At 48.8% G+C, this 13,789-nt stretch carries 14 protein-coding genes; 9 read left to right on the top strand and 5 right to left on the bottom strand.

The features are described 5' to 3' along the window. Nucleotides 1-281 precede the first annotated feature (281 nt). The 3 genes from rpsR to rpsF form a co-directional block, all read right to left on the bottom strand. A complete protein-coding gene (gene rpsR / locus AC27N8_RS21040; RefSeq protein WP_487069368.1) occupies nt 282-560 on the bottom strand; it encodes a 30S ribosomal protein S18 in 279 nt (92 codons plus the stop codon). Nucleotides 561-577: 17 nt separating this feature from the next. Continuing rightward, complete coding sequence (locus AC27N8_RS21035) at nt 578-979, bottom strand: single-stranded DNA-binding protein (RefSeq protein ID WP_487069367.1); 402 nt, start codon at nt 977-979, stop codon at nt 578-580. 98 nt (nt 980-1,077) lie between these two features. Beyond that, nucleotides 1,078-1,635, bottom strand: a complete 558-nt coding sequence (gene rpsF, locus AC27N8_RS21030) for a 30S ribosomal protein S6 (protein WP_487069366.1) — start codon at nt 1,633-1,635, stop codon at nt 1,078-1,080. Between the two features lie 721 nt (nt 1,636-2,356). Between rpsF and AC27N8_RS21025 the strand changes: the two genes are divergently transcribed. The 8 genes from AC27N8_RS21025 (at nt 2,357) to AC27N8_RS20990 (ending at nt 8,493) form a co-directional block, all read left to right on the top strand. Continuing rightward, nucleotides 2,357-4,090, top strand: a complete 1,734-nt coding sequence (locus AC27N8_RS21025) for an MptA/MptB family glycosyltransferase (protein ID WP_487069365.1) — start codon at nt 2,357-2,359, stop codon at nt 4,088-4,090. Between the two features lie 46 nt (nt 4,091-4,136). Beyond that, nucleotides 4,137-4,985, top strand: coding sequence for a metallophosphoesterase family protein (locus AC27N8_RS21020; RefSeq protein ID WP_487069364.1), 849 nt, complete (start codon nt 4,137-4,139; stop codon nt 4,983-4,985). Nucleotides 4,986-5,047: 62 nt separating this feature from the next. Next, complete coding sequence (locus tag AC27N8_RS21015; RefSeq protein WP_487069363.1) at nt 5,048-5,401, top strand: hypothetical protein; 354 nt, start codon at nt 5,048-5,050, stop codon at nt 5,399-5,401. Nucleotides 5,402-5,478: 77 nt separating this feature from the next. Beyond that, nucleotides 5,479-5,859, top strand: coding sequence for a hypothetical protein (locus AC27N8_RS21010; RefSeq protein WP_487069362.1), 381 nt, complete (start codon nt 5,479-5,481; stop codon nt 5,857-5,859). Nucleotides 5,860-6,103: 244 nt separating this feature from the next. Beyond that, the gene (locus AC27N8_RS21005) at nt 6,104-6,568 is read left to right on the top strand and encodes a hypothetical protein (protein WP_487069361.1); all 465 of its coding nucleotides are present in this window, start codon (nt 6,104-6,106) and stop codon (nt 6,566-6,568) included. Nucleotides 6,569-6,968: 400 nt separating this feature from the next. After that, nucleotides 6,969-7,175: a 50S ribosomal protein L35 gene (gene rpmI, locus AC27N8_RS21000; protein WP_487069360.1), complete on the top strand. Its 207-nt coding sequence runs from the start codon at nt 6,969-6,971 to the stop codon at nt 7,173-7,175. A gap of 32 nt (nt 7,176-7,207) precedes the next feature. After that, nucleotides 7,208-7,567 carry a 50S ribosomal protein L20 gene (gene rplT / locus AC27N8_RS20995; protein WP_487069359.1) on the top strand — a complete coding sequence of 120 codons (360 nt, stop codon included), beginning with the start codon at nt 7,208-7,210 and terminating at the stop codon, nt 7,565-7,567. Between the two features lie 71 nt (nt 7,568-7,638). Continuing rightward, nucleotides 7,639-8,493: a TrmH family RNA methyltransferase gene (locus tag AC27N8_RS20990; RefSeq protein ID WP_487069358.1), complete on the top strand. Its 855-nt coding sequence runs from the start codon at nt 7,639-7,641 to the stop codon at nt 8,491-8,493. A gap of 19 nt (nt 8,494-8,512) precedes the next feature. On the opposite strand, the gene AC27N8_RS20985 is transcribed toward AC27N8_RS20990, so the two are convergent. Continuing rightward, nucleotides 8,513-9,421 carry a DMT family transporter gene (locus AC27N8_RS20985; protein ID WP_487069357.1) on the bottom strand — a complete coding sequence of 303 codons (909 nt, stop codon included), beginning with the start codon at nt 9,419-9,421 and terminating at the stop codon, nt 8,513-8,515. A 160-nt stretch (nt 9,422-9,581) separates the two neighbouring features. Further along, nucleotides 9,582-11,774 carry a methyl-accepting chemotaxis protein gene (locus AC27N8_RS20980; RefSeq protein ID WP_487069356.1) on the bottom strand — a complete coding sequence of 731 codons (2,193 nt, stop codon included), beginning with the start codon at nt 11,772-11,774 and terminating at the stop codon, nt 9,582-9,584. Nucleotides 11,775-12,105: 331 nt separating this feature from the next. Between AC27N8_RS20980 and AC27N8_RS20975 the strand changes: the two genes are divergently transcribed. Then, nucleotides 12,106-13,710, top strand: coding sequence for an acetyl-CoA carboxylase biotin carboxylase subunit (locus tag AC27N8_RS20975; RefSeq protein ID WP_487069355.1), 1,605 nt, complete (start codon nt 12,106-12,108; stop codon nt 13,708-13,710). The last annotated feature ends 79 nt before the right edge of the window (nt 13,711-13,789 follow it).

Genomic DNA, 13,789 nt, shown 5'->3' with positions numbered 1-13,789 from the left:
AGGCTTGTTGACCGTAAGGAAAACCCTCTTTCCTGGCACGGCAGATACAGTCGCCCCTTATCCACAGACCGCCCTGCCATGAAGTGGTAGGAGTGGAGGTTGCTGGCCTCTCTTAGAGTCGCAATGGAAGGATCTCATATATCTTCAGCTCCATTGATGAAAAGTGAATCTTCGTGCAACACCATGTCAAATAGTTTGGGCCTGGAGGCGTCCGAAGGGGAGATGTGCATCTTCTCCTCGGACGCCCTCATTAGCTACAAGCAAGGGAGTAACAATAGGTATTACATCCCACGGATATGTTCAGCAGTATAGGGGAGCAAGGCCATAAAGCGGGCTTGCTTGATTGCAGTGCTCAAACCACGCTGATGCTTGGCACAGGTGCCTGTCTTACGACGAGGCTCAATCTTGCCGCGATCGGAAATGTAGCGCTTCATGAAGCGGCTTGCATCCTTATAATCGATTTCTCGAACGTGGTCATGACAGAATTGACAAATTTTACGGCGAGAAGAACGCTCGCCACGATCGCGTCGCTCACGACGTGGACCTGATGGTCTCTGCACAGTCTTTCTCCTTCAAATTAGAAGGGATGATCATCCAGTTCTCCGAGGTCATCGGGATGTCCGCTGTATGACTCAGAACCGGAATTGCCCGGTTGCTGGTTTTTCGGCGTGAGCATCTCCATGTCGCTGATGATGACATCGATGGCAGTGCGGCTAACGCCTTCTTTATCGGTGTAGCGGCGCTGTTCAAGGCGTCCCTCAACAAAGACCTTCTGACCTTTTTTCAGGTAGTTGTTGCACGTCTCGGCCAACTGTTGCCAGGCAACGATATTGAACCAATCGGTTTCGCGCTCTCCACCGCTATTGGCTCTCGCTCGACGCGTCACGGCCAGCGTAAATTTTGTTACAGCCGTACCGTTATTTGTATAGCTCATATCAGGATCGCGTCCCAGATTTCCAATAAGCATAATCTTGTTCATGACTCAAAATCCTTTCGACGTGTTATCCTACCTGGACTCCATCACATGGAGACTGAATGAATGCATCCAAACGTTTCATCAATGATTGAACGTAGATTCTACGCTTCAACCTGTTGTTCTTCGCTCGCCTCAGCAACGGGAGCAGCAGGCTCTTCAGTTGCTGGAGTTGCAGGCTCATCGACAGCCGCAGTGGCTGGCGCTTCTTCAGCAACGGGCTCAGCAGGAACCTCATCTGGAGTCTTGCCGGTCGAGGCTTCATCAGCCTCAGCGGTGGCAGGAGCTTCAGATGTCTCTGCGGTCGTTTCGGGGGCAGCAGCAGCGGCGGCGGCTCTTGCCTCGCGCTCTTCGCGCTCTCTCAAGACGGCCTTCGGATCGCGTTTGCGAACCATCTCGCGTAGAACAATCTCAGAAACCTTCAGAGTACGTTCGATTTCGATCACTGTCTCAGGAGTCAGAACCATGTCAATGAACACATAGAATCCATCACGGTGACGATCGATAGGGTAGGCCAAGCGGCGACGCCCCCACTGATTGACACGTACGATTTGACCCTCACGATGAGCGACGATCTGTTCGATACGATCCATGACGGATCGTGTCTCCTCTTCGCTGGCTTCTGGACTGAAAACGATACCAAGTTCGTAATCTCGACTCACGAAGCCACCTCCTTCCTGTGGGTATGCTACTGGTCAGAGCAAATCTCTGCCAGAGCAGGTGGAGCATCAACATACAGCTGATGCTAAAACTCAGATGCCGCTTAACGATAGTGTGTGTACATCTCTATAATACGGCTTCAGCAAAAAATCGTCCCACGAAATTCGTGGGGAGCAATGATGTCTCCCTTGAGATCAGAGGCGGATCAAGCCGGTCTGTAAGATCACACGCAAAACCAGCTCAAAAGCCTGTAGAAGCCATCAGTACCACGCATTATAGCATTGTTCTCCATGTCTGACAATAGAGCCCGGGTAGGTGAATGTGTTTACTGTTCTCACTCCTCTATTCTCTTTATAGCCACGAAAAGTGGAAAAGCGGAAAGTTTTCACAGTCCTCTATAAAATTGATCTTCCTCTTCTATTCGAGTGCAAATCAATCGACTCGTTAACTTTATTGACAGCTTCTACGCGATAGCTCATACTACTAGCAGAGATAGAATTTTGTTAGCATGGAGCATCGCGGCTGATGAGAGGCTATGTGGCAGGCTGAAGAGGACTAACAACAAGATACTCAACTTTTCTGGTACTTATACGTCTATAGGGTATCATAGATTTTTCTATTCATATCGATTGATGCTGCACGAATTTCATTTGCATTGCATTCAACTTCGACTTTTTGTCAATCCCGCAATTTCAGGAAGCGGCAATCAAAGGAGCAGCCTGCATGTCTGCTATTCATACGCAATCTATCTACCCAATTCGCGACGACATCATACGCAAACAACTAAGGGCGAGGCGGTTAGCGGTCTTTCTGATCATCATCCTGGGAGGCGGTTTAGAAGCGTGTTATCTGGGACTGTATCCCTGGCTGGCTGGCCAGTCAGCGCAAGATCCGCTGCGCCGATCCTGGGAAATATTTCTTCCCTGGCTGGTTGCGGCCTATAAACAGCTCGATTGGCGTCCCTACCTCATGACCATCGCCTGGCCGTCGATACTACATGGATATCTCTTTCCATTGCTGATCCTGCTGGGAGTGACTCTCCTCTGCATCTGGTTGACCGTCATGGTTGGCAATCGCGCAGGTCGGATGATCGTGATTCGGTCCGCACTCTATCTCAGACCCGTCTTCGTGATAATTTTCTTGCTTAGCTGCGTGTTCGCTCTGACAATGGTGCTGAGTCCGGTGCATTTGAACGAAATGTCACGCACGATGCTGTCCTCGGATCTGTATGGGCGGATGGTCGAAAGCTATCATCTTAATCCATATCTGCCGCATGCGGCCGCAGTCGCGCGCGATCCAGTGCAGATAATCCTGGCTCAACTTAACAACAACCAGCAATCCTCATCGACAAATCTCACTGGTCCGCTGTGGATGGATATCAGTATCCTGATCTCGCTCGTGTCGCATTCAGATCTCGCTCGTATGGTGCTAGGATGGCGTGTGTTAGCTCTGTGCGCACATCTGCTCAACATTATCCTGCTGTGGGCCTTGCTCTCTGCTCAGAAGCCACTCTATCGTATCGCCAGCACAGTCCTCTATGCCTGGAATCCTCTCGTGCTGATCTTAGGTGTTTCATTGGTACATCCGGAGATCCTGCTGCTCTCGTTTGTCCTGCTCTCCCTGCTCAGCTTGCAACGCGACGCAACCGTGCTGGGATGGGTCTTTGCGATGCTGGCAGCTCTGGTCAGTCCCGTTTGTTTGATACTGTTGCCCCTGCTGTTGCTTTATGCCTTCAGACGCGCTTGCTTGCAAGGCTGTGGCCTGCTCTTTTTATGGTCGATCGGCATGACGCTTGTGACCGCTTTGATCGTTTTTCTGGCGTACGTTCCCTATTGGCAAGGTTGGGGTATCATGGGCATTCTCACCAGTCTGCGCACGGTCTTCTGGCAAACGACTTCTGTGAATTCTCTCGATGCCGCTGTGCTCGGATTGCCTGTTCATCTGCCCGATAGGATCTCGTGGTTCTTTCAAGCTCATATCTGGTCGGCGGCGGCTTTGACGATCATCTTATGCTATCTGTTTGTCGCGCTCTGGCTGGCCAATAGCTTCGAGATGCTGCTACAGTGTAGCAGTTGGGTGCTGCTGCTGTGGATTGTGCTCCAGCCCGAATATTGGCCGTGGTATCTGATCGTGCCATTTGTGCTTGCTCTCAGCTCGTCGAATCGCCGTCATGGACTTAGCGCGATCTTCTTGCTGCTCGGTGCGCTGCTTTGCTACTATTTCTGGCAGTGGGCGCATGTCTGGCCGGGACAGGGATTAGTCGTGATTGGTATCCCGATCCTGTTGTGGGGCTGGGCCATGTTCTTCTATTCTAGCTGGCAGATGGTGATCAATCGCCGCGATCAATCCACTATAAATCAAGACAGCCAGCCGATGGAGTTTGTTGATCCGCCGTGGTCATCTCATCCCTCGTGGTATCCACGTGCGACGCGTTCACGGTCGCGCATGTATCGCTAGAGGACGCTGGTGTCCATCTTGAGAGTGGTAGCGGGAGTTTTTATTGATGAACATTGCTGTCTTTGCAGATCTCCATGGCAGAATCCTCCTGGCCTTCAAGTTATGTGCTCGTTGGGAGCAGGAGACAGGCGAGAAGCTTGACCTGATATTGCAGGCAGGAGATGTGGGGATTTTTCCCGATGTGGCTCGGCTGGATAAAGCTACGATTCGCTTTGCGCAACGCGACCCGACGGAATTGGGTTTTATGCAACATTTTGTGTCCTATGACGATGATGTTGCCGCTGTGCTTGCGCAAACGACCTGTAATCTCGTGTGTGTACGTGGCAATCATGAAGATCATGGCTGGCTCGATGCGCGTGAGCAGCAAGCGTCAGGCGCCATGTTTTCTGTCGATGCTTATCAGCGCCTCTACAGCCTCAAGACAGGTATCCCCTATGTCTACGCGGCTCCTCACGAGAAGCTTAATATTTTAGGGATTGGGCGCATCGGACAGCATACACGAGGGTTAGACGATAAGTATATTCAGCCCTATGAACAGGCTCAATTGAGCAAACTCGGCGATGTCGATGTCGATATTTTGTTGACGCACGATATGCCCGCAATAAACTCTCCGCGTGTGGGCGGCATGGCTGAGATCACAACTGCTCTTCATCGGCATCATCCGCTCTATCACTTTTATGGGCATATCGGTGGTGAATGCCAGCTTGGCATCGCGGAGAATGGATCAACGCAATTTTGCAAATTAGCTGATCTAGAATGGCATGGTGCGAGTCAGATGGTTCATCCAGGATCAATGGCAATTCTACGCTGGACGGATCGGGCAACTCATTCACTGAGCATTGTGCGTGATATTTGGTTCAAGGAATATACTGCCGACACCTGGTTGTATCTTTAAATGAACTTTGGCTTCCTACGTCAGCCCAAACATTATACCATTAACCTCTTAAAGGAGATCGCATGACCGATGTCGCATTGCTCAGTGAAGATCTAAAAGTTTGGTTTCAGCGTTTTGATATTAAAAGAAAAGCGATCGAGCATTTTTTAGACATTGTAAAAGACTATGCCCTAGAGAAGGACGAAATATTTGATAAGAAATTTCCAGATTTTGATGAGAAAAATCTGACAATAGAAGTCAAAAATATGGAGTTCTGTATTTATTGGGGAAAGAACGGTTGGGGAGAGGATTATCCTTATTACATGGTGGTGACCATACCTATTATATACAATAACATACATATTGGAAGCTTTGCAACGATGTTTAATGATATGGGTAGAATTATTGATAATTCATGGTCATATGCCGAAAACTAGTCTCACTTCAGTACTTGGTAGTACTTTTGCGAAATAAACTTTATCTTATAAAGAGATGGAAAAAGTAAAGGAGATATATGAAGAAAAAGAGACGTTTGTTTGACACTGCTATAATACAAAGATTTGTTGTATCTCACAACATTGAAGAAATAGCAATTATTTCTGCGAAGGAGGCTAGCCTAAAATATATAGAAAACCAATTATTAGATACGAATATATACAATAGATTAATTGTTCGTGTTGATTCTATTTCATTGTATGTTACATTGAATGATACAAATGCTGTAGATGAACAATGTTGCATACGTGTCTATGTTCACGTTGAGACTGCTGAGCTGGAAGATGGTAGGGATAGTGATGAGATTGCAGGATGGGTACGAATTCATTATTATCTTGATGGCACGCTGATGAGCATAGAACCAGATCTTTACTCCTTATTAAAATTCGAAGATGAATAAAATCTGGAGAGAGCCTCCCTTTGTTACTATTTCCATAATGTTTGTTCCTGGAAAATTTCACCATGAAGTTATGATGCCTCTACTCTAACAGATCGTGAAAGATTATTGTAAGGAGCAGCAATGTATGATCTTACAATAAGTGATATTGAAACTTCAGGAAGAAATTATGGATTTGATGTTAATCTATAAAAAGCTAATTGATCACTTGATGAAAGCTGCCATTTATTAATATATAGGAATTGTTATGACAAAAATGCTTGTTCTCGAAACCGAAGGTTATCAGATCTCATTTGAGTTAGAAATTGTGCCATCATTCGACGATACATTTGATGCGACCATCACTTTCCTTCTTGATCCTCGAGTTGGTGAGCTTACCTTTACCTCCTATACTGACTTCCTCTTATTCGAGACGTTGCAACGTCTGGTAACTTATTTTGAACAACACATTCTCCAGTTGCAAGTAGATTCCTTTCATACATCTATTGTGTTTGTTCCTATGAATCTCCTTTTTCAGCTACAAGCGTTACCTGGCGACATTGTGGGACCAGATGACGGGGAATTTTCACTGAGTTTTATGTTAAATATAAAACGACCAGGTGAGGAGAACCTTCCCTCTATCTGTGTTGGAGGGAAATCTGTAGTCACCCTGGAGCAAATTAACCGTTTTCTCTTTTCTGTGAAAGAACTGCTATCGGATTCTTTTCAGTAATGGATCGTTGATTAGGAGATGGCTATTCAGGGTCAGCTAGAATTTATACCAGGGACAATAATGTGTGGTACGATCCAGAGCATCCTGAAGGAGGTGAAGGGAGCGCAATTAAGTTGACCGAAAAAGTTATGTGTCAAGATGGAGCATGGAATTGTACTATTATTGTTATTGCTTCTCGGGGGTGGCTATGTTATAATACAGTCCGCGTGCGGGGATTTTCTTGAAAAAGGCTTCTCTTCGCCTTTGATAGAGGCGCTCTAAGATTGAAGTGGTTTCAATCCTCATCTACCTTGCCTTCTTCTGTGGCTTTAGTGTATCTACACTGGATCTTTCAGCTGATAGTTTCGCAGTAGATAGTTGTGTCAATAAATGTTGCTCCGCCGCTAAGAAAGAAAGAGCTATGCCAAAACAGAAATTAAAGACTCACAAAGCCATGGCCAAGCGTGTCAAAGTGACCGCTGGTGGCAAAATCCTGCGCCGTAAAATTGGAATCAATCACTTACGCCGTAACAAATCCCCGCAGGCTGTTCGTTCTATGGACAAGATGTTTGAGTTGAAGACCGCTGATACACGTCGTCTGAAACGCTTGTTGCCATATGCATTTTAATCTCACGAAATAATGAAGGATAAGGAACGAACATGCCAAGAGTAAAACGTGGAGTAACCTCCCACAAGAAGCATCATAAAGTATTCCAATTAGCCGAAGGCCATCGTGGTACGCGCCGTAACGTATTTCGTCCAGCACACGAATCAGTTATGCGCTCAATGTCGTACATGTATCGTGACCGCCGTAACCGCAAGCGTGACATGCGTCGCCTGTGGATTACACGTATCAACGCGGCTGCCCGTATGCATGGGATCAGCTATAGCCAGTTGATGCATGCTGTACACGTTGCGAACATCGATGTTGATCGTAAGATCCTGGCCGAACTGGCTGTCAATGATATGGGGGCATTCAGCACGCTGGTGCAGACCGCCCTGGATGCAGTCAAAGAGTAAGCAGATTTTCTATGTAAGGGACTCGCCTGTCAGTTATGATATGGCGAGTCTTTTTGTTTGTTGAGGACATTATGACTCTGATTACAAGCCCCTCGAATCCGCGTATCAGCAAGCTCCAGACGCTGCATACGCCTCGCGGTCGCAAGAAGAGCGGTCTGATGTTGATGGAGGGACCACATCTGCTTGAGGTCTTGCTGGATGCACAGCTCTGGCCCGATGAGATCTATTATCAACCGGAACTCCTGCAACATACATCTGAGGGAGCGGATCTGCTTGAACGTCTGCTGCACACCCGAGAGTTATCCGCTTCCAACCTGATCGAGGTCAGTGAGCGCGTTATCGAGGCTCTGGGAGAGACGCAGACGTCGCAAGGTGTTGTGAGTGTTGTGCCGCTGGATTTGATCTCTCCTGATCGTCTACAAGCCAGGCGCAAAGCAGCGGAACGTCCTTGCTTGCTCATTTTGGATGATCTGGCTGATCCTGGCAACATGGGAACAATCTTGCGTACCGCTTTAGCTGCCGACGTGGAGAGTGTGTTACTCACACCACATTGCGTAGATCATTATAGTCCTAAAGTTGTCCGCTCGGCCGCCGGAGCGCATATCGCCTTGCCCGTTGAAGCTCAGATGAGCTGGGAAGCAATTGCTGAACGCGTGGTGCAGCATTGTCAGGATGATAAGCGTGTCTTGCTGGCAGAAGCCGGTAGCGCACAGATGTATTATGAGCTGGATCTGACACGGCGCTTTGCCCTGATCATAGGTAATGAGGCTCATGGCCCCTCGGAGCAGGCCCATGCTTTGGCTACGCTGGCTGTAAGCATTCCTCTGGCCAACAATGTGGAGTCTCTGAATGCCGCCATGGCCACAGGCATCATCCTCTATGAAACTGTACGGCAAGGGGCGATGCTGTTACATCCTCCCAGGTAGAGTGGGAGCTTGTGGTATGCTATATCTTGCTTTCGCGTGCATCCTTGCCCACCTCTTTCATCTCCCTGGCTTTGGTCGCAGTGGTTACCAGATAGGCTCCTGTGATAATGAAAAGCGCTCCAAAGAAAAGATCTGGTGTGAGAAACTCTCCTAACAAAAATGCCGCGATACCAAAGGTAAACAAAGGAGTAATATATCCCACGAGAGAGGCGAGTAGTGGCGAGCCATATTGAATGGTGTACTGATAAAAGAGAGAAAATAGCGCTATCGTTAGACCTGCTGAGATAGTACATATCCATATGATTGGTGTTGTTGTGCTTAACCAGTCAGGATGAATAAAGTCGGGCAATGCCAGTATGAATGTCACTATCGCTGTAAGATAACATAATAGGGCGGTTAAATAGAGTGGTGAGTAACGCTCTTGAAAAGGTTGAGCAAAGATCGAATAGATTGCAAGTGTAAGTACAGATGCACCGACGAGAAGGCTTCCCGCAAGTAATCCATTCGAGAAGGAGATCTGCTCCAGCGCCGGAAGCAGGATAATTATCAGGGTTCCCAATCCTCCTATGATAATACCAATGATGGATCTGGCACTTATGCGCTCGCGTAGCAACAGGTACGACAAAATGCTTATCAGTAGAGGGGTAGTTGTTAATAAAAGCGATGTAAGCGTAGCCGTTACCAAATGGACTCCATACGTGAAGAAAACGGTATTCAGAGTGAAAAGCCCGCACAAAGCCAGGACGCTTAAGGATGGTTTGCGCAGGCGCTGTTGATTTATAAACAGGAAAGGCGTGATGGCAAGCGAGGCAAAAAAGAAACGCAAACTGTTATAGACCAATGGCGGAAGGGAGAGCAATGCAATTTTACTAAGGACTGTGTTGAGGCTCTCAGCCATTGAAGCCAGTAAAACTGCAATGATTGCCAATATAACATTTTTCTTCATACCAGGAAGTGTAACAAATAAGCCGTGGCATGCAATGAAAGTGTGGGGACACTTTTGTCCATTTGCTGAGCTTCTCACTCTATATCTGTCTCATTCCGGCTTGTTGGTCCAGCACATCATGCCTGATGGTCGCTAGTTGCCATCATTGTTGCTCTTTCGGGACAGGTTCACTGGCTGACCACTCTTCGGAAAAAGGGATATCGTTCCACATCGGCGTGTGCATAGTGTCTGCTGAGGTTGCTTGATTGTAATCATCGATGGATTCTGGCGGGAGCGAGTACATGTTTGATAGAGGGACGCCAGAAAATCTGAGTGGATGCAGGGCTGCGTTGACGGTGCGGATGGCGGCGCTGATCGTCAAAGGATCTTCAATCTCTTCGCTTAAGACCATTTCGAAGCTCATGTTGGACTTGGGGATGCGGTAGTATTGTCCTTCGCGTAGCTTGAAGGCTTCAACCGAGAGGCGTAGCTGTTCCACCTGATAGGCAAGGCGCTCGACGACTTTCGCGGCGATGCGGGTATTGGTGCTGCTGCGTTGCGTGGATTCGGTGACTTCTTGCATGATTTGTACGATGGCTCGCGATGATTGTCGTTGTCGTGTGGTCATCTGGTTGATCGTTGATATCTCTCGGGCTTGATGCTCGATCGCTTCAAAGATGGATGTCAGTGCGTCTCCAGCTTCTTGTGCGAGGCGCGTTCCTGTATGTGTCTCTTCTTCGGTGTCCTGCATGGCGATGGCCACTGAGACGATCTCTTCGCGTACGCTGCGAATGATACGGGTGATGAGATGGGCCTGGTCTTTGGTACGTTCGGCCAGACGGCGAATATCGGCTGCGACGGCTCCGAAGCCTTTGCCGTTGTCTCCGGCCATGGCCGACTGGATCGCTGCGTCCAGGGCGAGTCGATTGGTCTGGTGCGCGATGCTGGCGATGACTTCGATGATCTCATCGATTTCATGCGAGTGGTCATCGAGCTTCTGCACTTTTACTGATGTTAACAGGACGTTCTCGCCGATCCTTCCCATACCCCCTCGGGCCTGCTCGACCGCGTCACGTCCTATCTGAGCATCTCGACGCGCGACGCGAGCGACGTCGAAAAGGATCTGTGCGCGTTCGGCCACTTTACGGCTGGAGGCTGCCATGCTCTCGACTTCGTTACTCGACTTGCTGATCTTTTGCAGATGAATGTTGTCTGTGTCTACGAGTTGCGTCATGCAGTCAAGGATGGATGTCGTCGAGTTGGCAACGTCATCGGCAACTATTTTGACGCTGACGACCAGATTGCTTAGCTCTTCTATCATATAATTGAACGAGTCTGCCAGGATGCCGAGCGGATTATCTCCGACCCCGGCCTGCGTACGCAGGTCTCCTTCGCCGATGCTGCCGACTTCGTGGACGAGTTGCTCAACCTGCCTGCGGAGGATGTCCCGCTGTGCTTGCGCTTCTCGAATCAGTTGGACGATGTTATCAAGCATCTTGTTCATTGAGCGGGCCACGAGATGAATTTCGTCCTGCGTGTTGATTTTGGCGCGTGCCTGAGTGTCTCCTCTGGCGATTCTTCTGGTGAGCATGGCTAGCTGATGAAGCGGGACGGTGATAGAGCGGTAGGCGATGAAACCGATCAGGGTGACCAGGACGATGGTTCCACAAAAGGCGATGAGGGTGAGGAAAATAATTGGATTGGTTTGCGTGGCGCTGGTATTGATCATACGCATACTCATATTATCTGCTATCCGGGTGATGTCGGACCATTTATTTTCTAAGGGGATGTAGGCTGTCTCGGCTGCTGTGATGAGATCACGTACTCTGGTTGCAGGTGCCCGGTTGTTCATGGCATCGATGGCTTGCTCTTGCGCGTTCTGGTATTGTGGCCAGAGCGTGTGAGTGACTTGATAGAGGTCTTGCCGCTGTTGGCTGGGTACATTCAGGTCGAGCTGATTGAGATTGAGGAGGTCAAGCGTTTGTTGCATCTTTGGCGACGTGCTTAGCCCATAGGTGTTGCTGTAGTGTTGGGTCGCTGCGGCAAAAAGCGTGCTCGTCGCGTGCAATTGCTGGATATTCGTGCTGATCGGCGCTTTTGTGCTGGCTGGCTGACCTTGATATGTCTCTAGATAGGTGGTGACAAGCAGGGTGTTGAGATTGGGCAGATAGGTTCCTGCCGTGGTGGCGGACTTGAATGCGTTAATATTTGTGCGGATGACCTGACTACGTTCGGATTGCCCTTTAAAAAAAGTAAAGCCGAGGATAGAGATCACAACCCCTGGTATCATTGCGGAAAGTAGAAAGGCTAGCAAGAGACGGCGAGAGATTTGCATGTTCGTTATAAATTTAAGCATCGAGACTTCGACTCCTCCTCCAACACCAAAAAATCACCTCAACATGTCTGCGCGAAGCAACATTAGCTGATATGAGGCCATCCAGTTTTTATGTGCTTGAGCTGTTCCAGATGGCGCTTAAAATTCAGTGTACTCGCCATTTTCTGAAAACAAAATTTTTTAGCACGTATAGCCTTTTTTTGCTAATAATCATTGAAAATGGCGCTCATATATATTTTCTTCTATGCGTCTGTGGCATGATATACTAAGAGCGTTTGCTACTCCGTTTGTTGTGTTGTCTAAAGTTGATTGCGAAGGATCTTCTTGTCAGGTGCCCCCTGAAAGGATTTTTATGGAGAGAGTTTTGAGCGCTGATTGGCCTTTTCAAAAAGTGCTGGTGGCGAATCGCGGTGAGATTGCGTTACGCATTGTGCGGGCTTGTCGAGATGTCGGTTTGCAAAGCGTGGCGGTCTATAGTGATGTCGATCGCGATGCCTTGCATGTACGCATGGCTGACGAAGCGTATCATATAGGTCCGGCGCTAGCTGCGCAGAGCTATTTAAATATTCCTCGTTTGATTGAAGTGGCAAAACAATCAGGAGCTCAAGCGATCCATCCGGGTTATGGCTTTCTATCCGAGAACGCTGCCTTTGTCGATGCCTGTCAGGAGGCTGGATTGATCTTTATCGGCCCTCCCGCTGCCGCTCAACGCGCGATGGGCGAGAAGACGGCTGCTCGTCGGACGGCCTACGTGGCTGGCGTTCCGATTGTGCCAGGCGCGATCATCGATAATGAGGATGAAGCTGGGATAAAATTGAGTGCCGAGCGTCTTGGCTATCCTGTCCTGTTGAAGGCGGCGGCTGGTGGCGGTGGTAAAGGTATCCGTATGGTGCATGATCCTCGTGATCTGCTAGCATCTCTACAGACAGCTCGGAGCGAGGCCAAAAGCGCCTTTGGAGATGATCGTGTCTATTTAGAGAAAGCTATCATCCCGGCGCGTCATATCGAGGTGCAGTTCATGGCCGATGCTCATGGGCATGTCGTGCATCTGGGAGAGCGCGAATGTAGTATTCAGCGCCGCCATCAAAAACTGATCGAGGAAGCACCTGCCCCATTGATCAATGATAGCTTACGCTCAAAGATAACTACCGCTACGGTTAAATTAGTGCGCTCTATCAATTATGTCAATGCTGGTACGGCTGAGTTTTTGCTCGGACCAGATCGTAACTTCTATTTCTTAGAGGTTAATGCGCGCATTCAGGTGGAGCATCCAGTCACCGAGTGGTGCACCGGGATTGATCTGGTGCAGGAGCAGCTGCGCGTGGCGGCTGGCCTACCACTTTCATTTACTCAACACGATGTTGTGGTGCGGGGATCTGCCATCGAATGTCGTATCTCTGCGGAAGATCCAGCCAATCGTTTTTTGCCCGCCACTGGAACAGTACAGGCGTTGCAAGAGCCCTCGGGACCTGGAGTACGCGTCGATAGTAGTCTCTATGCGGGTTTGCAGGTACCTCTTTCCTATGATCCCCTGCTGGCAAAACTGATTGTGTGGGGACGAGATCGCACTCAAGCTATCGCTCGTTTGCGACGAGCCTTGACCGAATATCAGATCGTTGGAGTGCGCACGACTTTGCCCTTTGCGCGCTGGGTGCTGGAGCAGCCTCGTTTTATCGCTGCGGATCTTTCAACCGATTTTATCGCTGAAGAATGGGATCAACAGCAACCGCCGGTCGAGTCTGAGCCAGCTCAAGAGCTCTCAGACACAGAAATAGCTGCTACGAAAGGCGATTCCGAGGAGATTGTTCTGGAAAAGATTGCGGCCATGATTGGTGGGCTATTATTGGATCAGCAGGTAGAACGTGAACAGGCTCGTCGTCATCCAGGAGCTCAAAATACAGGTGAACAGAGTCGATGGCTGGACGTGAGCCGCAAAGATGGTTTGCGTCGTATCTAGTGATGTCATTATCGGTGCTTATACTGATGAGCGATGATTATGCTTCAGGCCGTAATCATCGCTCATCAGTATTGTGGGA

The organism is Dictyobacter sp. Z7_2, assembly GCF_057551105.1.
Note: the sequence above shows the minus strand (reverse complement) of the source record. Positions and strands in the feature narration are given on the sequence as shown.

Bases quoted from the DNA above. Each gene is read 5' to 3' on its own strand.
- AC27N8_RS20980 (WP_487069356.1), bottom strand. From the start codon at position 11,774: ATGCTTAAATTTATAACGAACATGCAAATCTCTCGCCGTCTCTTGCTA.
- AC27N8_RS20975 (WP_487069355.1), top strand. From the start codon at position 12,106: ATGGAGAGAGTTTTGAGCGCTGATTGGCCTTTTCAAAAAGTGCTGGTG.
- AC27N8_RS21015 (WP_487069363.1), top strand. From the start codon at position 5,048: ATGACCGATGTCGCATTGCTCAGTGAAGATCTAAAAGTTTGGTTTCAG.
- AC27N8_RS21020 (WP_487069364.1), top strand. From the start codon at position 4,137: ATGAACATTGCTGTCTTTGCAGATCTCCATGGCAGAATCCTCCTGGCC.
- AC27N8_RS21025 (WP_487069365.1), top strand. From the start codon at position 2,357: ATGTCTGCTATTCATACGCAATCTATCTACCCAATTCGCGACGACATC.
- AC27N8_RS21005 (WP_487069361.1), top strand. From the start codon at position 6,104: ATGACAAAAATGCTTGTTCTCGAAACCGAAGGTTATCAGATCTCATTT.
- AC27N8_RS21035 (WP_487069367.1), bottom strand. From the start codon at position 979: ATGAACAAGATTATGCTTATTGGAAATCTGGGACGCGATCCTGATATG.
- rplT (WP_487069359.1), top strand. From the start codon at position 7,208: ATGCCAAGAGTAAAACGTGGAGTAACCTCCCACAAGAAGCATCATAAA.
- AC27N8_RS20990 (WP_487069358.1), top strand. From the start codon at position 7,639: ATGACTCTGATTACAAGCCCCTCGAATCCGCGTATCAGCAAGCTCCAG.
- rpmI (WP_487069360.1), top strand. From the start codon at position 6,969: ATGCCAAAACAGAAATTAAAGACTCACAAAGCCATGGCCAAGCGTGTC.
- AC27N8_RS21010 (WP_487069362.1), top strand. From the start codon at position 5,479: ATGAAGAAAAAGAGACGTTTGTTTGACACTGCTATAATACAAAGATTT.